19 protein-coding genes are annotated in these 19,641 nt (G+C 72.3%); 13 read left to right on the top strand and 6 right to left on the bottom strand.

Annotation, left to right across the window (positions count from 1 at the left end; all coding sequences use genetic code 11):
* The first annotated feature begins 5 nt into the window (after nt 1-5).
* From AC5R91_RS26235 to AC5R91_RS26205, 7 genes are all read left to right on the top strand, one after another.
* Nucleotides 6-929, top strand: a complete 924-nt coding sequence (locus tag AC5R91_RS26235) for a ParA family protein (protein WP_495393960.1) — start codon at nt 6-8, stop codon at nt 927-929.
* Nucleotides 922-1,389, top strand: a complete 468-nt coding sequence (locus tag AC5R91_RS26230; protein WP_495393959.1) for a hypothetical protein — start codon at nt 922-924, stop codon at nt 1,387-1,389. Before AC5R91_RS26235 ends, AC5R91_RS26230 begins: the two co-directional genes overlap by 8 nt.
* Nucleotides 1,390-1,438: 49 nt before the next feature.
* Nucleotides 1,439-2,737: a PIN-like domain-containing protein gene (locus AC5R91_RS26225; RefSeq protein ID WP_495393958.1), complete on the top strand. Its 1,299-nt coding sequence runs from the start codon at nt 1,439-1,441 to the stop codon at nt 2,735-2,737.
* A 22-nt stretch (nt 2,738-2,759) separates the two neighbouring features.
* On the top strand, nt 2,760-3,194 hold the full coding sequence (locus tag AC5R91_RS26220) for an NUDIX hydrolase (protein WP_495393957.1): 435 nt from the start codon (nt 2,760-2,762) through the stop codon (nt 3,192-3,194).
* Between the two features lie 134 nt (nt 3,195-3,328).
* On the top strand, nt 3,329-4,486 hold the full coding sequence (locus tag AC5R91_RS26215) for an esterase-like activity of phytase family protein (protein ID WP_495393956.1): 1,158 nt from the start codon (nt 3,329-3,331) through the stop codon (nt 4,484-4,486).
* A gap of 462 nt (nt 4,487-4,948) precedes the next feature.
* Nucleotides 4,949-6,292, top strand: a complete 1,344-nt coding sequence (locus tag AC5R91_RS26210) for an ATP-binding protein (protein WP_495393955.1) — start codon at nt 4,949-4,951, stop codon at nt 6,290-6,292.
* Nucleotides 6,293-6,448: 156 nt separating this feature from the next.
* On the top strand, nt 6,449-7,003 hold the full coding sequence (locus AC5R91_RS26205; protein ID WP_495393954.1) for a flavoprotein: 555 nt from the start codon (nt 6,449-6,451) through the stop codon (nt 7,001-7,003).
* 87 nt (nt 7,004-7,090) lie between these two features.
* Here AC5R91_RS26205 and AC5R91_RS26200 read toward each other — a convergent pair whose 3' ends face one another.
* From AC5R91_RS26200 to AC5R91_RS26190, 3 genes are all read right to left on the bottom strand, one after another.
* Nucleotides 7,091-8,215, bottom strand: coding sequence for a hypothetical protein (locus AC5R91_RS26200; RefSeq protein ID WP_495393953.1), 1,125 nt, complete (start codon nt 8,213-8,215; stop codon nt 7,091-7,093).
* 161 nt (nt 8,216-8,376) lie between these two features.
* The gene (locus AC5R91_RS26195) at nt 8,377-9,801 is read right to left on the bottom strand and encodes a sensor histidine kinase (RefSeq protein WP_495393952.1); all 1,425 of its coding nucleotides are present in this window, start codon (nt 9,799-9,801) and stop codon (nt 8,377-8,379) included.
* A 44-nt stretch (nt 9,802-9,845) separates the two neighbouring features.
* Nucleotides 9,846-9,998, bottom strand: a complete 153-nt coding sequence (locus tag AC5R91_RS26190; protein ID WP_495393951.1) for a hypothetical protein — start codon at nt 9,996-9,998, stop codon at nt 9,846-9,848.
* A gap of 75 nt (nt 9,999-10,073) precedes the next feature.
* On the opposite strand from AC5R91_RS26190, the gene AC5R91_RS26185 reads away from it, so the two are divergent.
* Nucleotides 10,074-10,427, top strand: coding sequence for a hypothetical protein (locus AC5R91_RS26185; protein WP_495393950.1), 354 nt, complete (start codon nt 10,074-10,076; stop codon nt 10,425-10,427).
* On the opposite strand, the gene AC5R91_RS26180 is transcribed toward AC5R91_RS26185, so the two are convergent.
* Complete coding sequence (locus AC5R91_RS26180; RefSeq protein ID WP_495393949.1) at nt 10,424-11,380, bottom strand: HpcH/HpaI aldolase/citrate lyase family protein; 957 nt, start codon at nt 11,378-11,380, stop codon at nt 10,424-10,426. The genes AC5R91_RS26185 and AC5R91_RS26180 overlap by 4 nt on opposite strands.
* Nucleotides 11,381-11,797: 417 nt before the next feature.
* Here AC5R91_RS26180 and AC5R91_RS26175 point away from each other — a divergent pair, with 417 nt between their 5' ends.
* Nucleotides 11,798-12,850, top strand: a complete 1,053-nt coding sequence (locus AC5R91_RS26175; protein ID WP_495393948.1) for an alpha/beta fold hydrolase — start codon at nt 11,798-11,800, stop codon at nt 12,848-12,850.
* A gap of 26 nt (nt 12,851-12,876) precedes the next feature.
* Here the strand turns inward: AC5R91_RS26175 and AC5R91_RS26170 are convergent, their stop codons facing one another.
* Nucleotides 12,877-13,569 (bottom strand): M50 family metallopeptidase, encoded by a 693-nt coding sequence (locus AC5R91_RS26170; protein WP_495393947.1) that lies wholly within the window; start codon nt 13,567-13,569, stop codon nt 12,877-12,879.
* A gap of 280 nt (nt 13,570-13,849) precedes the next feature.
* Nucleotides 13,850-15,397, bottom strand: coding sequence for an acyl-CoA synthetase (locus AC5R91_RS26165; protein ID WP_495393946.1), 1,548 nt, complete (start codon nt 15,395-15,397; stop codon nt 13,850-13,852).
* A 406-nt stretch (nt 15,398-15,803) separates the two neighbouring features.
* On the opposite strand from AC5R91_RS26165, the gene AC5R91_RS26160 reads away from it, so the two are divergent.
* From AC5R91_RS26160 to AC5R91_RS26145, 4 genes are all read left to right on the top strand, one after another.
* Nucleotides 15,804-16,850 carry an aldo/keto reductase gene (locus tag AC5R91_RS26160; RefSeq protein ID WP_495393945.1) on the top strand — a complete coding sequence of 349 codons (1,047 nt, stop codon included), beginning with the start codon at nt 15,804-15,806 and terminating at the stop codon, nt 16,848-16,850.
* A gap of 147 nt (nt 16,851-16,997) precedes the next feature.
* Complete coding sequence (locus tag AC5R91_RS26155; RefSeq protein ID WP_495393944.1) at nt 16,998-18,056, top strand: ATP-binding cassette domain-containing protein; 1,059 nt, start codon at nt 16,998-17,000, stop codon at nt 18,054-18,056.
* A 6-nt stretch (nt 18,057-18,062) separates the two neighbouring features.
* The gene (locus tag AC5R91_RS26150; protein WP_495393943.1) at nt 18,063-18,905 is read left to right on the top strand and encodes an ABC transporter permease; all 843 of its coding nucleotides are present in this window, start codon (nt 18,063-18,065) and stop codon (nt 18,903-18,905) included.
* A gap of 189 nt (nt 18,906-19,094) precedes the next feature.
* On the top strand, nt 19,095-19,610 hold the full coding sequence (locus AC5R91_RS26145) for a mycothiol transferase (protein ID WP_495393942.1): 516 nt from the start codon (nt 19,095-19,097) through the stop codon (nt 19,608-19,610).
* Nucleotides 19,611-19,641 lie beyond the last annotated feature (31 nt).

Raw genomic sequence — 19,641 nt, 5'->3', positions numbered from 1 at the left:
TGCGCGTGGTCACCGTCGTCAACTACAAGGGCGGCGTCGGCAAGACCACCGTCACCGCCAATCTCGGCGCCCAGCTCGCCCGCGAGGGCCGCAAGGTCCTGCTCATCGACCTCGACCCGCAGTCCAGTCTCTCTTTGTCGTTCTACCGACCGGAAGACTGGCAGGAGCGGATCCGACCTGAGCGGACAATCTACCGCTGGCTGGAGTCATGGCGGGCACGGGGTGCCCCGCCGAGCCTCCTGCCTTTCGTGTCGACGCCGGAACAGGCCAATTTCTATCTCGACGGCGGCCAGCTCGACCTCGTCTCCGCTGATCTGCGGCTGAGCGACGCCGAGGAGCGACTTATCCACGAGCTCGGCGGCCCGAATCCCCCACGAACGCCGTTCCTCCGGGTATACGGACGACTTGTCGCTGCGCTGGAGACCGTGCGGGAGGCCAGTTATGATCTCGTGCTGTTCGACTGCGCGCCGAACTTCGGAGTGCTGACCCGGACGGCGATCGTCGCCAGCAACTGCCTACTGGTACCGAGCCGTCCGGATCGGCTTTCCACTCTGGCGATCGACCACCTCGGGGAACGGCTCGATCATTTCGTCGGCGAGTACGACGACAGAGCGGGCCCGGCAGCGACACGGAAGGGAATGCCTGCCCGGCTGATCCCTCGGATCCTTGGAGTCGTCTTCACGATGGTGCGGTCATACCAGCGCGACGAGGTCGCCCCCTCTCAACGCAACGCGATCGACCAGGTCCAGCGCAAGCTTCCGGTGCTGAACTCCATCATCTTCGACACCGTCCGGTATGGCGGCACGACAGCGAGCGCACCCATCGTGCTTGCGGATCCGCAACCCCGCCAGCAGCGGGACATTCCCGGCCAGTGGCAGGCTCTAGCAGCCGAGTTCACCGCGAGACTGGAGGCGCTGCACGATGAATGACACGAGGCCGGCGGCGCTCGCGGCCGCGCTTCGACGGCTCGCCGACCTGGTTGAGAGTCTGGACCTCGCGAGCCTGGACGATCTCCTCTCCGGCCGGCGATCTCTGATCCTCGGCGTGCGAGAGCAGTCGGCGAACGCCCGCCAGGCTGGACGCTCCCCTGTTCCAGCCACCTCCACCAAACCGGCCTTCGGCGACAATCTGGGGCATATCGTCTCGCCGCAGGAGGCCACTGCCGCGCACGCCGCCCTGACGGCGATGTCTAGCCGAGAGGAGGCGCGGCGATACCTCGACACCTTCGGAACCATTCCCCGGTTGACGGCACTCGCCGACGCGCTGCACGTCCCGCACCGTGCGCGGGAACGACGAGCCGATCTCATTGACAAGATAGCGGACGCGACCGTCGGCGTTCGCCTGGACACCCGGGCCATGCGAGGAACCCCGCCGAGACCCGCCCCGTGACCAAGGAATAAAGTTTTCCGGTATGGGGGACTCTGCGGTAACACCGGGATTGGCGGCAAGCAAGTTCGGCCTGTTCGACGGGTTCGAGGCGTACCGCACGCCGTCGGTCGAGGACTACCGGCGGGTGCTGACGAGTGGCATGGTCGTGCCGGACACGAACGTCCTGCTCAACCTGTATCGCTATCACCCGGACGCGCGCGACAACCTGTTGGATGTGCTCACCGGGCTTGGCGAACGGGTGTGGGCACCGCATCAGGTCGTCGCGGAGTTCTGGACCCAGCGCACCAACGTGCTGCGCGACCCGCGTGGCACGACGGCGGCCCAGAGCGAGCTGCTGAAGCTGCGCGACCAGGCTGACAAGGTGATACGCACCTGGGTTAACCGGCTCTCCCTCGACCCGGTGGAGGCGACCGGCCTACACAGGGCCCTCGCCGCCGGGTTCGACCATGTGTCGGAGCGGATCGCGGCCACCCATGACCGCGAGATGGCACGATATTCCACCGACTCGAATCTCGACCCCGTCGTGAAGCGACTGGCGACCATTCTCGAGCGGCGGGTCGGTCCCGCCCTGCCGCCCGACGAGCACCGCGAGGCGGTCGACGAGGGTCTGCGCAGAGTCGAGCAGCAGCGCCCGCCCGGTTACAAGGACGGCACGAAGAAGGGTGCCGCTCCGGCCGGCGACTACGTGCTCTGGAAGCAGATCCAGGTGGAGGCCGGCGCGCGACACTGCGCCGTCCTCTTCGTCACCGGGGACGTCAAGGAGGACTGGTGGCGTCTCGACCAGGGCCTCCCCGTGGGCCCGCGGCCCGAACTCGTCCGGGAGCTGCTCGACACCGCCGGCTGCGCCCTGTACATGGTCCGGCCCGACACGCTGCTCCGGCTGGCCGGGGAGGTGCTCAGCGTCGAGGTGCCCGCCGCCGCGCTGGCCGACGTCGGTCGCGTCCAGCAACTGCAGCAGGAGCGGAACGATCGGGACGACGAGCCCGAGGACCAGGAGACCGGCTGGACCGCGGTGGCGCTCGACGCGGTCCTCGGCCGGCTGCGCCAGGAGGCGGCGGTGCAGGCGCGGGCGATCGAGCGGGCCGCCGAGTCCGACGGTTTCATCAGCCGCGACGAGGTGTACCGGATCGCCGGCTACGGGGCGGACCGCAGCCTGCGCGGGTTCACCCGTCCCGTGCGCCGCATCGTCGCCTACTTCCAGGGCCGCGGGCGCATCCCGCTCGACGCCGAGCCGCTGCTGGACGCCGTCTACGACGACCAGTCCGGCCAGGCCATCGGCTTCCAGCTCCCCGTCTCCGTCACCGCGCTGCTCGGCTCCCCCGCCGACCCGGCGGTCGACGAGGACTGAATCCACCGGCCCTGGAGTTCCGATGGCCTACACGAGTCCCGTTGACGTGTTCCTGCTGCTGGTTCGCGACGACCAGGTGCTGCTAGCCCTGCGCGCGGGAACAGGGTTCGCCGACGGCTGGTGGAATCTACCCAGCGGAAAACTCGAACAGAACGAGGACGCCGCCAGCGCGCTCGTGCGCGAGGCCCGCGAGGAGACCGGCCTCGTCCTCGACCGGTCCAGGCTCTCCCTCACCGCCACGGTGCACTCCCGCAACCACCGCGGCATCGCGCGCCTCGGCCTGGTCTTCCGGCCCGCGAGCTGGACGGACGAGCCGGTCAACGCCGAGCCGGACAAGTGCGCCGGAATCGCCTGGTTCCCCCTCGGCGCGATCCCCGCGCGGACCTACGGAACGTCCCGTACCGGCATCGACCTGTTCCGACGCGGCGAGAACTTCGCCGCCGAAGGCTGGTGGTGATGTACCGCCCACCGGGTGGAGGAGGGCGGGCAGAGAAGGGGAGGAGGGTGGGCAGAGAAGGGGCGGCGTCTGTTCGGGCGCCGTTCACCTCACGGGCCTTCCGCCGGTCACCCTCACCCGGCGAGGGTGACGGTATGACAGCGATCCGTCGCACCGTCCTGGCGGCCGCCGCGGCGGCGGCACTCGCGGGTTCCGCCGTCGCGCCCGCAGCCGCATCGACGACGGCAGCCGCATCGACGGCCGGGAAGCCCGCAGCGGCCGGTGCCGCGACGGCGCCGGGCGGGCCGCGGGAGCGAATCTGCCCGCCCACCGCGGTCGCGGTCGGGTTCAGCGACGCGCTGGACAAGGCGTCGATCGGCGGCGTGGCGGTCGGGGGGCTGTCGGGGCTCGCCGCGGATCGGCGCGGCGGCGGGTACGTGGCGGTCCAGGACCACAGTGGGACGGAGCCGGCGCGGCTGTTCTTCTTCCGCGACCCACGCCACCCCAAGCTGACGGGCACGCTGACCCTGCGTCGTCCGGACGGCACCCCGTACGACGCGACGAGCTTCGACGGCGAGGGCGTCGCCGTGCTGCCCGACGGGCGGTTCCTGGTCAGCTCGGAGACGGAGCCGTCGGTGCGGGTGTTCGGGCGGGACGGCCGGCAGGCCGGGGAGCTCGCGGTGCCGGCCCGGTTCGCGGTCGCGCCCGCCGGTGAGGCGACGGCGAACGCCACCCTGGAGGGCCTGTCGATCTCGCCGTCGGGGCGGTTCGTCTACGCCGCGATGGAGGGCACGCTCGCCGGGGACGCCCCGGCCGGCGGCGCGGAGGCCCGCTACCGCCGAATCCTCGTCTACGTCGCCGACTCCGGCGCGCCCGGCGGGTTCCGGCTGACCCGCCAGATCGGCTATCAGGTCGACCCGGGCAACCGGATCGCCGAGGCGACGGCCTACGGCGACGGGCGGCTGGTCGTGCTGGAGGCCTCGTTCACGGCGAACGTCGGCAACACCGTGACCCTCTACGCCGTCACCGGCGCCGACCGGACCCCGGACGTCGGCGGCATCGCCGACCTCGCCACCGCGCCGGCCGCCGACATCGTGGCCAAGCGACCGGTCGCGGACCTCGTCCGCTGCCCGACTCTCGGCGCGCTCAGCCGGGAACCGCAGCTCAACCCGCTGCTCGACAACTACGAGGGCCTCGCCGTCGCCGCGTCGCCGGCCGGCCGCGGCCCGGCGACGCTCACCCTGATCAGCGACGACAACCTCGCCGCCGCCCAGATCACCCGCGTGCTCACCCTCGTCGCGCCCCTGCCCTGACAATCGCTCGCGCCGACCTCTCGACGAGGCGATCCGGGCAGCGAGGGCCCTGCCCCGCGAGGCGGTGCCGGACACCATCCGAACGCAGGGCGATTCACCCGTTCGGGGGCGCCGGGGCGGAGTGGTCACCCCCGGATGGGCGTGGCGGGGTCCACGATGCGGGCGCCCGAACGAGCGTCACCAGGCCGGCCGTCGAAGGTGCCTGGCGAGCAGCGTCACCACCGCAGCGCGCCGCGCCCCCACCAGCGTTCCCGCGGCCGGCCGAGCGGCCGTGCGCGCCGCCGGACGACGAGACGGCGACCCCGCCCGGGGGAGCACGCCCGGGCACACAGACTGCCTTCGTCAACCGGTGCCGGTCCCTTGGTCCCCCCACAAAGCTCCATCAGTCCCAGCGGGTTCGCCGCGACCGCGCAGGCAGAGTCGTCTCGACGATCCGTCGGTGACCGACCTGAAGGAGCCAGCGTGCCCATCTGGCACATCCGTCCCTACGAGACCGTCGACTACGCGGCCACCGTGCGGCTGCTCGAGGAGGTGCGCAGCACCCCGGGCGGACCGCCGATCAACCTGACCGACACCGTGCTGGCGCTGCGGCACGAGCCGCCCGACACCGAGTCCCCGGTGGTGGTCGCCGTCGCGGGCGAACACATCGTGGGGGCCGCGGTCGGGCGCAAGGAGGGCGGCGCGGGCCGGGTCCTCACGGTCGCGCTCGCGCCGGCCTGGCGCCACCACGGCATCGGCTCCGGCCTGCTGCAGAGCGTGGAGAACCTGCTCCTGCACGCCGGCTGCCGGCGGATCACCACGCTGATCACCCCCGGCCAGTCCGGGGAGGAGGCGTTCCTCAACCGCGGCTTCACCGCCACCGGGCAGGTGCTCTACGACAAGCAGATCCCGCTGCGCCCGGCGGACGTGTCGACCGTCGAACGCTGGGGTGGGGCGCTGCTGAGCACGTCCGAGTGGTCGAACCTCGCGGGCATGGAGGACGAACGCAAGCTCATCGAGCAGCGGCTGTTGCTGCCGGTGCGCGAGCGGGAGCTGGCCGAGGCGTACGGCGTCGTCATCCCCACGGCGATGCTGCTGTTCGGGCCGCCGGGAACCGGCAAGACGTCGTTCGCCCGCGCGGTCGCCGCCCGGCTGGAGTGGCCGTTCGTGGAGCTGCTGCCGTCGCGGCTGGCGTCGGGGGCGGCCGGGCTCGCCGCCGAGCTGCGTTCGGCGATCAACGACCTGATGGGCGTCGAACGCGTCGTCGTGTTCATCGACGAGGTCGACGAGATCGCGCAGTCCCGCGAGACCCGGCCGGAGAACCAGTCGGTCGTCAACGAGCTGCTCAAGGCGATCCCGCTGTTCCGCGGGGTGCAGGGACGGCTGCTGATCTGCGCGACGAACGCGGTGTCGGCACTGGACCCGGCGTTCGTCCGGCCCGGCCGGTTCGACCTGGTACTCCCCGTCGGGCCGCCGGACGCCGGCGGGCGGCGCGTGCTGCTGGCGGGTCTGCTGGAGCGGGTCGCCAACAAGGCGGACATCGACCTGGACGCGGTGGTGGCCGCGACCGACCTGTTCACCCCGGCGGACCTCTCCGCGGTCGTGCAGCGCTCGGCCGCGGCGGCCTTCCACCGGGCCGCCGACAGCACCTGGCTGCACGGCAAGCCCGGCTCGGACGCGGCCGGCCCCGACGGCGGCCAGAACCCCGCCGCCACACCGCTGGGCACCGCCGACCTGCTCGACGCCGCCCGACAGGCCCGTCCGACGATCAGCCTGACCGAGCTCGACCGCTTCCGCCGGGACGCGGAGGCCTTCACCCGCATCTGACCCCGTCCCCTGCCGGTGCCGGGTGCGGGGGGACCTTCGGACCGTCCGCACCCGACGTTCGGCTGCTCCGCCCGGAAAGCGGCCGAACCGGCGGAGAATGACGGCTGGAACGAATGCTTCCGGTTTCTCCGCGGCCTCGAGATGGGTTTCTTCGCCATGACTGTCGGAAATCGCGCGCTCTACATCGTCGTCTGCGGCGGCGGGTACCCCGCCGACGACCTCCCTGTCTTCGTCAAGCAGGCGCAGTCCACCGGGTGGGACATCCGGGTCGTCGCCACCCCGTCGTCGCTGAAGTTCATCGACACCGGGCTGCTCGCCAACCTCACCGGCCACGGGGTGCGCAGCGAGTACACGCTGGTCGAGGACGACAACGAGGAGCGCCCGGTACCCGACGCCATCGTGGTGGCGCCGGCCACTTTCAACACGGTGAACAAGTTCGCCGGCGGGATCTCGGACACCCTCGCGCTGAGCCTGCTCAACGAGACCATCTGCTCGGGAATCCCCATCATCATCGGGCTGCCGCCGAACCCGACCCACGCGAAGCATCCCGCGTTCCTCGCGAACATCGCGACCCTGCGCTCCTGGGGCGTACAGGTGATCTTCGAATACGAGGACGTCGTGCTGGAGAACATCCCCGACATCGAGGCGTGGAAGGCGTTGTTCCCCTGGCAGAAGCTCCTCGACGCGCTCGAGGCCGCGAAGACCTCCTGACCGAACGGCCGGCCGGCCCGCAGGTGAGCCGGGGACCGTGCGCGAACAGCTCCGCACGGTCACCCGAGCACGGTCACCCCAGCACTGTCACCCGAGTGCCGGCTGACCGGCGGCCGGCGCTGGCGCGTCCGCCCGGATCCGCAGACCGGTTCGGAAGGCCGCGCCGGCCAGGAGCAGCAGTCCGACGCCGGCCCAGACGACGAGGCAGACGACACCCGCGGCGATGCCACGGCCGTCGAAGTACTGGACGCCGCGCAGCACCGACAGGCCGCCGCCGTGGGGGAAGTACGGGGTCAGCGTGGCGTAGAAGTCGTTGAGCAAGGGCCGGCCCACCGGCCCGCCCGCGCTGGGGTTGCCGAGGATCGTCAGCGTCAACGTGAGCGCGATGGAGGCCAACGTTCCGAACCGCGCCGCGACGCCCGTGCAGGCCAGGCAGATGGCCGTCGTGTAGCCCCAGAGAACGGCGAACAGCGGCAGGGGATGGCCGGCCAGTGCGCCGTAGACGGCGTCGACGAACACCGTTGCCACCAGGCTGAGCAGCCCGGTGAAGAACATCAGGAACCCGACTCGCAGTGCCATGTGCCGGAGGTTGCGCACGGTACCCAGGACGCGCCCCAGCACCGTGGCGCCGAGGGCGCTGCCGATCGCCAGGAAGACGATGGCGTAGAACTCGATCGTTCCGTTGGGATTTTTCGGCGCGGTCGGGGCCAGGTCCGTAACGGTCAGCTTCGTCCCGCTCGCGGCGGCGAAGCGCTGGCCGACCTGGACCAGGGCCGACTCGACGGACCGCGCGGCCCCGCTCGCGACCACAAGCGTGGCCGATTTCGCACCGGTGACCACCAGTGCTCCGTACACGGTCCGGTGCTCGACGGCCCGCCGGGCCGCGGCCAGGTCGTCGACCTGGCGAACGTCCAGCGCGGGCGAGGCGTCGAGCTGATCGGCGACCGCCGGCGGTGCCGCCACCGCGACGCTGATGTCGTGCGGGGAGACCTTGCCGAAGGCACTCGCGTAGCTGCACATCAGGAGCATGACGACGGCGATCAGCGCGAAGGAGGCGATGAGGCCGTTGCGCAGCGGTTCGAGGGAACCCGGGCCCTCCTCCTGCAACGGGCCGCCGGCGATGGTCTCGGCGACGAGACGACGCTGCACCGGCGTCAGCGTCGACGGCGGCGGCGGCGGCGGATCAAGGACCTCGCGCTGTCCGTCAGCCATGCAAACCCATCCTCCACTTGTCGAAAGTCACAATTGGTACGTTCGTGAGTACGAACCGGTAACGACTCTATTCATCGCCACGCGCTCCGGCTCGCGGAGGCGGATGATCAGGTCTTCTCGGTCAGGCCGCCGCGGGGCCGGCGCCGTCCGTCACGGTTCGGTCAGGCGTGCAGCGGCAGGTCGACGCTCACAGCGGTCGGGCCGCCGGGCGGGCTGGTGACGGCGAGCCAGCCGTCCACGGTGCGGACCCGCTCCACCAGGCCCGCGAGTCCCCCGCCGCCCCCGGGGTCGATGCGCGCCCCGCCGGCACCGTCGTCGCCGACGACGACGCGCACCCGCCTGGCCCGCCCGACGATGCTGACGTGCGCCTCGTCGGCGTGGCTGTGCTTGGCGGCGTTGGCCAGCAGCTCGGCGACGCAGAAGTAGGCGATCGTCTCGATCGCGGCCGACGGGCGGTCCGGCAGGTCGACGCTCACCCGCACCGGCAGCGCGCTGCTGGCGGTGAGGCTCGCGAGCGCGGCGTCCAGGCCCCGGTCGAGGATCGGCGGGTGGATCCCGCGGGCGATGTTCCGCAGTTCGACGAGGGCCTCCTTGACGTCGCGGTGGGCCGCGTCGACGAGCGTGCGGGTGGTGTCCAGATCGACGGCGTCCCCGTCGGCGGCGAGGTGCTCGCGGGCGATGCCGAGGTTCATCGCCATCGCCACCAGCCGGGCCTGCGCCCCGTCGTGCAGGTCGCGTTCGATGCGGCGCAGCGCCGCGGCCGAGTCGTCCACGGCGGCGGCGCGGGTGCGTTCCAGGTCGCGCATCCGCTGCGCGGTGAGGGATCGCCGGGTCGGGCCGAGCAGGCCGCGGGTCAGCAGCACGTCCAGGTGCACCAGCCCGCGCACCGCCCAGCGGGCGACGGGCAGCAGGAGCAGGCCCGTCGCGGTCACCGCGGCGATGAGGGGCGCGGTGTCGAGGAAGTAGTCGGTGCCGAACGAGGCGCCGCGGTGGCCATGCCCGTCGCTGTCGTGCTGCAACGGCAGGAACGGTCGCCAGACCGGGTAGGTGACCGCGCCCAGCGCGTAGCCCCACAGCGTGATCGAGACGATCCCGCTGGCCAGCGCGAGCGGAAACTTCACCAGCAGGTAGGCAAGGGCCCGCCAGCCGACCGTGTCGCCCAGCCCCGCCCGGATCCAACCGGACGCGCCGGGGCGGCGTGGCCGGAACGGGCGGGGCGCGGGAACGCGGGCGCCGAGCAGTCCGACGGCCAGCCACCGGTTCGCCTCGCCGAGCTGGCGGGCGCCGACGACCAGAACCGCCAGCAACGGTAGGCCGATGACGGTGGCGGCGAGGCTGGCGCCGACGGAGATCGCGACGACCGCGTAGACGAAGCCGACGATGCACAGCGGCAGACCGACCAGGGTGTAGGCGAACTCCCGGTGCACCCGCCAGCGCGGCGGATGTCCGCCGGGCTGGAGTCCTCCGGGCTGGGGTCCGCCGGGCGGAAGATCGCCCCGTTGCTCACCGCCCCGCGGGCCGTCCACCGGCCGGCGCGGCGGTCCTCCGGGCTCCCGCGAGGGGACGGGGGGCGGAGGGGTCGTCATGGTCATCGGCGCCTTCGGGTTATCCCGACCCCACCCCGCTCCGCTCAGACCGGCGAGGCCAGCCTCGGGGCGGGAAGCTCCGCGGCGTGCGTGTCGAGCCACTGGGCGTAGGTCCGCGGCGGGCGGCCGAGCAGCGCCTCGACGGTGGGCAGCACGGGCGACTCGTCGAGCGAGCCGTCGAGGTAGAAGTCGGCCATCGCGGCGGCGTCCGGCAGTGGTTCACCGAGGCGGCGGAGGCGGGCGGGACGTCGCCGCGCGCGCGGATCCTCGCCGTGTTCGACGCCCTGGTCGAGCAGACGCGGCCCGACCGCTGCCGCGGCTGCCCGTTCCTCATGGCGCTCGCCGAGATCCCCGACCCGCAGGCGCCCGCCCACCGCCACGCCGTCGCCGCCAAGGCGTGGGTCCGCGATCAGTTCGCCGCGATGACGGCCGCCCTCGCCGCGCGCGCCGACCCCACCGCGCCCGGCGCCGACTCCACCTCAGATTCGCGGGAGCTGGCCGACCGGCTGGTTCTGATCATGGAAGGCGTCTACGCCAGCGTGGCGGCCCTCGGCGCCGACGGGCCGGCGCGGCACGCCCGCGGCCTCGTCCGGATCCTGCTGGACAACCACGGCGGTCGCCGCTAGCCGGCGTTGGCGAGCTCGGCGATGGCGGCGTCGACGGCGAGCAGCCGGCGGGCGTTGTCGACGTGCAGATTCTCGATCATCCGCCCGTTGACGGTGACGACCCCCCGGCCCGCGGCCGCCGCATCCGCCCAGGCCTGCACGATCTCCGCGGCCTCGGCAAGCTGCTCGGCGGACGGCGAGAACGCCTGGTTGCAGGGCTCGACCTGGCCGGGATGGATCAGGGTCTTGCCGTCGAACCCCAGCTCACGACCCTGCCGGCACTCGGCGGCGAACCCCTCGGCGTCGCGGACGTCGTTGTAGACGCCGTCGAGGATCGCCTTGCCGCTGGCCCGCGCCGCCAACAGGCACAACCCCAGACCGGTCAGCAGCGGCGCCCGGCCGGGCACATGCTCCGCGCGCAGCTCGTTGGCCAGGTCGTTGGTGCCCATGACCAGCACGGCCAGGCGCGGCGAGGACTGGGCGATCTCCAGGGCGCGCAGCATCGCGATCGGCGTCTCGACCATCGCCCAGATCAAGGTGCGCGCCGAGGCCCCGGCGGCATCCAGGTCCCGCTCGACAGCGTGCACGTCCGCCGGCGAGCCGATCTTCGGCACGACGACGGCGTCCGGTCCCGCCTGGGCGGCGGCGCGCAGGTCGTCGGCGTGCCAGGGCGTGTCCCGCCCGTTGACCCGGATCGCCACCTCCCGCCGGCCGTAGGCGCCGGCGGCCACGGCGGCGCAGACCCGCGTCCGGGCGTCCTGCTTGGCGGCCGGGGCGACCGCGTCCTCCAGGTCGAGGATGAGCGCGTCGGCCGGCAGGCCCTTCGCCTTCTCCAGCGCCCGCTCGTTCGCCCCCGGCATGTACAGCACCGACCGGCGCGGCCGGTAGTCCGCCGCCGGCCCCCCGGCCGTGGCCTTCTCGGCCGCTGCCCTCCTGGCCGCCGTCTCCTCGGCTCTGGCCCCCTCCGCTGTCACCGCGTCCCTCCCATCCCCGCGCGCCCGTGCGGGCCCGGCCCGGGCGTCATCCTCACGGGGCGGACCGACGTCAGCCACCACCCGCCCCCGCGGGCCTGGCCTGGACCAGACCTGTCGGCTTGCCAGTGCCAGGCGGACCTGGCCCCGCTTCAACCAGACCGGCTGTTTCCGGTCGAGGACGCGGCGGTCTCACCCTACTAATGGGAGCTGCCGGGTCGCCGTAGGGCACAAGCTCGGTGCCGGTAGCCGCCGGCAGGTGAGCACGCTCGTCTACAGGACCATCGCGCGTCTTAGGGTCGAGCCAACCCGGTCACGTGAGCCAAGCCGGCCAGGCAAGCCAAGCCGGCCAGGCGAACGTGCGCGACGAGGTGAACCGACCAACCATGTGAGCGGGCCCAACCAGGTGAGGATGTGCGCGTGGTCAGTGCGAGCGGGTGGCGGTTGCCGGTGGTGGCGGGGCTGGAGCTGCACGTCGAGGACGTACGGCCGGACGACCGCCCGCCCGGCGCGACGGCTCTGGCAGGTGCCCCCCATATCGAGGTAGGCGTCACACCTTCCGAGGTCGGTGCCCCACCGGCCGGGATCGGTGCCCCACCGGCCGAGGTCGGTGCGCCCGGTGCCCCAGGCGCCGGGGCAGGTGGCTGGGGCAGCCCGGTCGTGCTGGTCCACGGGATCGCCGGCAGCACCGCGGACTGGGCCGCGGTGGCACCCGAGCTGGCCGCGTCGCGCCAGGTGATCGCCTACGACCATCGGGGGCACGGCGCGAGCGGCCGGGCATCCGGCGGTCGGGCGGACTACACCTTCGACCTGCTCCTTGCCGACCTCGCCGCCGTGGTCGCGGCGCTCGGGCCGGCCGAGGTCCATCTCGTCGGCCACTCGCTGGGCGGGGTGATCGCGCTGCGGTACACGCTGGAGCATCCGGACCGGGTGCGTTCCCTCGTGCTCGTCGACACCGCGGCCGCGCCGGCCACCGCCACCGGCCCGGTCGCGAGGCGGATCGTGGCGGCGGTGCTGGAGGGAGCGGCGGCGATCGCGTCCGGCAGCGGTGGTGCGGCGGAGGGCGGCGACAGCGTGAGTGCGGTCCACGACCGACGCAACCCCGCCGAGCGCCAGGTGGCGGGGTTGGGCCAGACGGACCCGGAGGCGCTCGCCGCGCTGGGCCGGGAACTCGGCGGCTATCCCTCGCTCGTTCCCCGGCTCGGCGAGATCACCGCGCCGACGACCGTCATCGTCGGCGAGCACGACTCCACGCTGCGGGCGGGTGCGCAGACCCTGGCGCACGACATCCGGGGGGCCCATCTCGCCGTGATCGCCGGCGCCGATCACAGCCCCCAGGTCAGCCGTCCGCTCGCGTGGCTGACCGCCGTCGACGACCACTTCGCCCGCGTCGAGACGGCCGCGGCCGGCGGCACCCCGGACAGCGGTGCCCCGGCCGACGGTGCCCCGGACAGCGGTGCCCTGGCCGGCTGACAGGACACCTTCCGCTTGTCCGGAGGTCAGGCGAGCAGGAGGGCCGCGCCCTTCAGCGCGCACCACAGGCTGAAAGCGGCGAAGGCGAGAACCCAGAACAGCGCCGGAAGGTGGGTGCTCTCGGCGAGCTTGTCGGCGTCCGAGCCGACCGCGCCGCGCCGGCGGGCCCGGTGCAGGACCAGCACCGATCGCGGGCCGGAGAACAGCAGCAGCCAGGTGAGCAGGTAGGCGTACCAGACCTGGACCCAGCCCGGGGCGTACCGGCCGGCGAGGACCAGCGAGGCACCGACCGAGACGACGACCAGTTCGCCGAACCCGTTGCGCATCACGAGCAGCAACGCGGCGAGCGCCACCACCGCCAGGATGAGCACGGCGGTCGCCTTGCCCGCCGCCAGCAGTCGCGCCGAGCAGACCCCGATCAGAGAGGGGAAGACGTAACCCGCCGCCCGCGTCGCGAACAACCCGACGCCGCGGCGCCGACCGAACGAATAGGTCAGGCCACTCCCGTCGGACTCCACCCAGACGCCGCCCACCCGCCGGCCGGCGAGAAAGGCCGCGAAGGCATGGCCGCCCTCGTGGACCGCGGTGTCGAGATGCTCCGGCACGCTGCTGACCAGCACCGCCAGCAGCGCGAGGAGCCCGGTCACGACGGCGACCGACCGCGGCGCCGCCGCACCGTCCAGAACGACGGCAAGAGTGCCGTCCGCCACCACGCTCACCGCGCCCCCGAAGCCACGCCGAATCCCCCGGGCCGGCGCAGGCGCGTCACCCCGAGCCCGAGGCTGCCCGCCGCCGGCCTGGTACCCCCAGCAACGGATGCGCCCTGACACGGATGCCGCTCTGACACGGATGCCGCCCGGCCACGGATGCCGCCCGGCCTCCGCTCCCGCGTCCGGCCACGATCATCCCGGGCCGATCTGGGTAACTCCTCGTCTTTTCCCGGTATCGCCGGGATTCCGCGGCCGACGGGATGTCCGGTGAACCCGCCCGGTCACGGCTTCAGACGGTGTTGAGGTACTGGTCGCGGAGCTGGCGCTTGACCAGCTTGCCGGTGGGGGTGCGCGGCAGGTCGTCGACGAAGTCGACCGTGCGAGGGATCTTGAAGCCGGCGAGGCGGGGGCGCAGGAAGTCCAGCAACTCGGCGGCCAGCTCAGGGCCGGGGACTGCGGCCGGGGCGGGCTGGACGACGGCGACGACCCGCTCCCCCATCTCCTCGTCGGGCAGGCCGATGACCGCGACGTCAAGCACCTTGGGATGCAGGGTCAGGCTGTCCTCGATCTCCTGTGGGTAGATGTTGACCCCGCCCGAAATGATAGTGAACGCCCTGCGGTCGGTGAGGAACAGGTAGCCGTCCTCGTCGAGGTAGCCGACGTCGCCGGTGGTCGACCAGGTGGGGTGGTCGGGGTGGCGGGCGGCGGCGGTCTTCGCCGGATCGTTGTGGTATTCGAACGCGGGGACGTCCCGTTCGAAGAAGATCGTGCCGACCTGGCCGGTGGGCAGCTCGGCGCCGTCGTCGCCGCAGATGCGGACGATCCCCATCCCGGGGCGGCCGACCGAGCCCGGCTTGCGTAGCCATTCCTCGGTCGTGATGAACGTGGCGCCGGCCTTCTCCGTCGACGAGTAGTACTCGTAGATGATCGACCCCCACCAGTCGATCATCGCGCGTTTCACCTCGGGCGGGCAGGGCGCCGCCGCGTGGACGGCGACCCGGTGGCTGGACAGGTCGTACTTCTCCCGGACAGCCGGGGCGAGTTTGAGCATGCGGACGAACATCGTCGGCACCCACTGGCTGTGGGTGATGCGGTGGTGCTCGATCGCGGCGAGTGCGCCCTCGGCGTCGAAGCGGTCCATCAGCACGACCGTCCCGCCGTGACGGTGCACCCAGCCGCCGAACCGCAGCGGCGCGGCGTGGTAGATCGGTGCGGGCGAGAGGTAGACGGTGTCGGGGCCGAAGTCGTACATCGACCCGAACAGGGTGACCAGCGGGTCGCCGGGTTCGTGGACCTCGCGCTCGGGCAGGTCGTCCCGGATCCCCTTGGGCCGGCCGGTGGTGCCGGACGAGTACAGCATGTCCGTGCCGCACGGCTGGTGGGGCAGCGGGCCGGGAGGCACCGAGGCCAGCGCCTCGTCGTACGAGCTGTACGTACTCGACGCACCCGCGTCCGCGCCATAGACCAGCCGGATCCCGACCCGGGGGGTCGCCTCGACGATCTGTTCGGCCACGTCGAGCAGGGCGGCCGAGACGGCGAGGCCGCGCGCGCCGCAGTCGTCGATGATGTAGGCGATCTCGTCCGCGACGAGGTGCCGGTTGACGGCAGTGATGTACAGGCCCGATCGAAGCGCTGCCCAGAAGACCTCGAAGGCCCGCGGGTCGTTGTCGGTGAGCAGGGCGAGATGATCCCCGCGGCGCAGACCAACCTCGTGCAGGCGGCGGGCGAGCCGGCTCGAGGCGTCCTCCAGCTCGCCATAGGTGAGCACGGCACCCGTGCCGGCGACGATCACGGCCGGCTTGTGGGGAGACTGCTCGGCAAACACCCCCGGGTACATGCGCTCTCCCTGATGCCGATGCGGCGTGGCTGTTCGAGCGGATCCGAATGTGGCAGTCATCACAATATCGACGCGGTCACGTTACGTCCACAGACTTCGACACATCGGCGCCAGGCTCGACCCCCGAACCGGCCTCGCCAGCCGGGTTGACTTCGAGTGCGCTCTCATCGTTACGGTCGGCTGCGGGCGACGTTTTCCTGCCTGTCCGGGACCCTCGATGTCCGATTAATCCCTCTGGGTAGGCGGTGCGGGGGAGCTCTCAGCCGCGGGATCGGCGTCCAGACATGCAGGGTCAGCACACATGCAGGGTCAGCACACATGCAGGGTCAGCACACATGCAGGGTCAGCACACATGCAGGGTCAGCACACATGCAGGGTCAGCGATGACGAGCAGGAGGCTTCACCCATGCGGTACCGCAAGCTCGCCCGGACCGGCGTCGAGGTCAGCACCCAGTGCCTGGGCGCCATGATGTTCGGCGCCTTCGGCAACACCGACCACGACGAGTGCGAACGCATCATCAACCACGCGCTCGACGCGGGCATCAACTTCGTCGACACCGCCGACGTCTACTCCCAGGGCGAGAGCGAGCAGATCGTCGGCAAGGCCATCAAGGGCCGCCGTGACGACATCGTCCTGGCCACCAAGTGCTTCACCCCGATGGGCGACGAGCGTAACCACCGCGGCGGCTCGCGGCGCTGGATCACCCGGGCCGTCGAGGACAGCCTGCGCCGGCTCGACACCGACTACATCGACCTCTACCAGGTACACCGCCACGACTGGGACGTCGACCTGGAGGAGACCCTCGGCGCCCTGACCGACCTCGTCCGCCAGGGCAAGGTCCGCTACCTGGGCTCGTCGTCGTACCCGGCCGACTGGATCGTCGAGGCGCAGTGGGCCGCGCGCCGCCGCAACAGCGAGCGGTTCGTCTGCGAGCAGCCGCAGTACTCGATCTTCGCCCGGTCGATCGAGGAGGCGGTGCTGCCCGCGACGCTGCGCCACGACGTGGGTGTCATCCCGTGGAGCCCGCTGGCCGGCGGCTGGCTGACCGGCAAGTACCGCCGCGACGCCGAGATCCCGTCGGGCTCGCGCTACGGGTCGGAGGGTCTGTTCGCCCGCCGCCGCGGCGGTGCCGGGCTGGACGAGGACCCGAGCACGCCCGCCCGCTACGACGCGGTGGAGGGGCTCGCCACCGTCGCGGAGCAGGCCGGGATCTCGCTGACCCACCTGGCGCTGGCGTTCGTGGACAGCCACCCGGCGGTGACGTCGACGATCATCGGGCCGAAGACGATGGCCCAGCTCGACGACGTGCTCGCCGGCGCCGACGTCACCCTCGACGCGACCACGCTCGACGCGATCGACAAGGTCGTCCCGCCGGGCACCGACATCGCCGGCATCGAGCACCACAGCGGCAACCCCTCGCTGCGCCCCGCGTCCCGCCGCCGCGCCGGCTGAGCCCACGTCACTGGCATGACCCGGTTACTGGCATGACCCGCTGACACGCACCCGTGTCAGCGGGCTGTCAGCGCGGCGGCCGCGCCACGCCGGGCGACCCGCCGGCGTCTCGCCAAACTGTCAGTGGTGGCCGGCAAGCTGATCGGCATGACGGTCAGACACGAACACTCCACTCCCGCGATCGTCGCCGAGGGGCTGGTCAAGCGCTACGGCGCGACGACGGCGCTCGCGGGCGTCGACCTGAGCGTGCCGGCCGGCACGGTCTTCGGCCTACTCGGCCCCAACGGCGCCGGCAAGACCACAGCGGTGCGCGTCCTGGCGACCCTGATCCGGCCGGATGCCGGGCGGGCGCTGATCGGCGGCTACGACGTCCGCCACGACAGCCACCGGGTCCGCCAGCTCGTCGGGCTCACCGGTCAGTACGCGTCGGTGGACGAGATGCTCACCGGCCGCGAGAACCTGCTGATGATCGGCCGGCTGCTCGGGTTGTCCCGGTCCGCCGCGAAGGCCCGGGCCCGCGAGCTGCTCGCCGACTTCCGGCTCGCCGAGTCCGCGGACCGGTCGGCGCGGACCTACTCCGGCGGCATGCGCCGGCGCCTCGATCTCGCCGCGAGCCTGGTCGGCCGCCCGCGGCTGCTGTTCCTCGACGAACCCACCACCGGCCTGGACCCCCGCAGCCGCAACGAGATGTGGGACGTCGTACGCGACCTTGTCGGCGGCCAGGGCGTCACCGTGCTGCTCACGACGCAGTACCTCGAGGAGGCCGACCAGTTCGCCGACGACATCGCGGTCGTCGACCACGGGCGGATCATCGCCCACGGCTCGCCGGAGGCGTTGAAGAAGCAGACCGGCGCGCAGACCCTGGCGGTCCGCCCCGGGGACGTCGCCGACACGCCGCTGGTCGCCACGACGGTGGCCGAGCTGGTCGGGGTGGCGCCGGACGTCGCCGGTGGCCTCGTCAGCGCCCGCGTCACCGACCCGGCCGTGCTGCCGGCGCTCGTGCGCCGCCTCGACGACGCCGGCGTCACCGTCGGCGAGATCACCCTGCGCAGCTCCAGCCTGGACGAGGTGTTCCTCGCGCTGACCGGCCATCCGGCCACGGACGGCTCGAACCCGCCCGCGCCGACCTCCCCCACCGACGTGGACGGCGGCGAGCCGGCCGTCGACGACCCGGCCGCGCGGATCCCCGCGGCGACGAGGAACTGACCCGCCATGACCGCTCTCACCACAGCCCTGCCGAGCCAGACCCCCGGGACGACGCGGGGAGCGGAGCCGGTCGGCTCCGCGCGGGTCACCCCGCTCGACGCGCTTCGCCACACCGCCACGCTGGCCTGGCGCACCCTCGTGCAGGTCAGGCACAACCCGATGGAACTGCTCGACTTCAGCGTCCAGCCGCTGATGTTCCTGCTGCTGTTCACCTACGTGTTCGGCGGGGCGATCTCCGGCTCGACCGGCGACTACCTGACGTTCGCGCTGCCCGGCATCATCGTCCAGAACACCCTGTTCACGACGCTGAACACCGGCACCGGGCTGAACACCGACCTCACCAAGGGGGTGTTCGATCGGCTGCGCTCACTGCCGATCGCCCGCTCCGCGCCGCTGGCCGGGCGGATCCTCGCCGACATGACCAAGCAGCTCTGGGCCATCGCCATGCTGCTCGGCCTCGGCTACATCCTCGGCTTCCGGGTCCAGACCGGGCCGCTGCAGGCGCTGGCCGCTGTCGGCCTGGTGGTGCTGTTCGCCCTGGCCGCATCGTGGATCTCCGTGCTCGTCGGCATGCTCGTCTCCGAGCCGGAGAAGGTGATGATCTTCGGCTTCACGTTGATCTTTCCGTTGACGTTCGTCAGCAACGCGTTCGTCCAGACGTCGACCATGCCCGGCTGGCTGCAGGCGTTCGTCAAGGTCAACCCGGTCACGGCGCTCGCCGACGCCACCCGCGGCCTGCTCGTCTCCGGCCCAGTCTGGACCCCGACGTGGCACGCGTTGCTGTGGGCCGCGGGCCTGGCCGCGGTGTTCGCGCCGCTGGCGGTGGCCGCGTTCAAGCGGCGGGTCTGACCGGGACGGAGCTCGCCACCGCGGCGGCGGCCGGCGGCTCGCCGGCGGTCGACGCCTTTGTCGCGGCAGCCGCATTCGCCCGCGCTGGCCGGCTGGCGAGCATCAGCGGCGCGCCGGGGCGGCCCGTCCTCACTAAGATCGAGACCGGCGCCGTCGGCGTCGCATCGACCACGTGAGGGAGCCCGCGCGATGAACGGTTCCGATCTTCTCGCCGACGCCTTCGGGCGGATCCGGGACGAGGTGCGCGACGCCGTCGCCGGGCTCGACGCGCACCAGCTCGCCGACCGCGTCGACGGGACGTCCAACTCCATCGGCTGGCTGGTGTGGCACCTGACCCGGGTTCAGGACGACCACGTCGCAGATGTCGCCGGGCTCGAGCAGGTCTGGACCGCGGGGGGCTTCGCGGACCGGTTCGCGCTGCCGCTACCGGCCGCGTCGATCGGCTACGGGCACACGACCGAGGAGGTCGACGCCGTCCGCGTGGCCGACCCGGCGCAGCTCGTCGACTACCACGAGGCCGTCCACGACCAGACCGTCCGCTACCTCGCCACGCTCACCGGCGGCGACTTCGACCGCGTGGTGGACGAACGGTGGGAACCGCCTGTCACCCTTGGGGTCCGCCTGATCAGCGTCGTTTCAGACGACCTCCAGCATGTCGGCCAGGCGGCGTTTCTGCGGGGCATCATCGAGCGACGGCAGTCGTGACGGCGCCGGGACGGGCCGCCGGCCGACCGGA

Source organism: Frankia sp. BMG5.60, assembly GCF_059428125.1.
Note: the sequence above shows the minus strand (reverse complement) of the source record. Positions and strands in the feature narration are given on the sequence as shown.

Coding starts and splice junctions, on each gene's coding strand:
- AC5R91_RS26195 (WP_495393952.1), bottom strand. CDS start 9,801: ATGACGACCCCTCCGCCCCCCGTCCCCTCGCGGGAGCCCGGAGGACCG.
- AC5R91_RS26160 (WP_495393945.1), top strand. CDS start 15,804: ATGCGGTACCGCAAGCTCGCCCGGACCGGCGTCGAGGTCAGCACCCAG.
- AC5R91_RS26215 (WP_495393956.1), top strand. CDS start 3,329: ATGACAGCGATCCGTCGCACCGTCCTGGCGGCCGCCGCGGCGGCGGCA.
- AC5R91_RS26200 (WP_495393953.1), bottom strand. CDS start 8,215: ATGGCTGACGGACAGCGCGAGGTCCTTGATCCGCCGCCGCCGCCGCCG.
- AC5R91_RS26150 (WP_495393943.1), top strand. CDS start 18,063: ATGACCGCTCTCACCACAGCCCTGCCGAGCCAGACCCCCGGGACGACG.
- AC5R91_RS26205 (WP_495393954.1), top strand. CDS start 6,449: ATGACTGTCGGAAATCGCGCGCTCTACATCGTCGTCTGCGGCGGCGGG.
- AC5R91_RS26155 (WP_495393944.1), top strand. CDS start 16,998: ATGACGGTCAGACACGAACACTCCACTCCCGCGATCGTCGCCGAGGGG.
- AC5R91_RS26230 (WP_495393959.1), top strand. CDS start 922: ATGAATGACACGAGGCCGGCGGCGCTCGCGGCCGCGCTTCGACGGCTC.
- AC5R91_RS26165 (WP_495393946.1), bottom strand. CDS start 15,397: ATGTACCCGGGGGTGTTTGCCGAGCAGTCTCCCCACAAGCCGGCCGTG.
- AC5R91_RS26145 (WP_495393942.1), top strand. CDS start 19,095: ATGAACGGTTCCGATCTTCTCGCCGACGCCTTCGGGCGGATCCGGGAC.
- AC5R91_RS26190 (WP_495393951.1), bottom strand. CDS start 9,998: ATGGCCGACTTCTACCTCGACGGCTCGCTCGACGAGTCGCCCGTGCTG.
- AC5R91_RS26220 (WP_495393957.1), top strand. CDS start 2,760: ATGGCCTACACGAGTCCCGTTGACGTGTTCCTGCTGCTGGTTCGCGAC.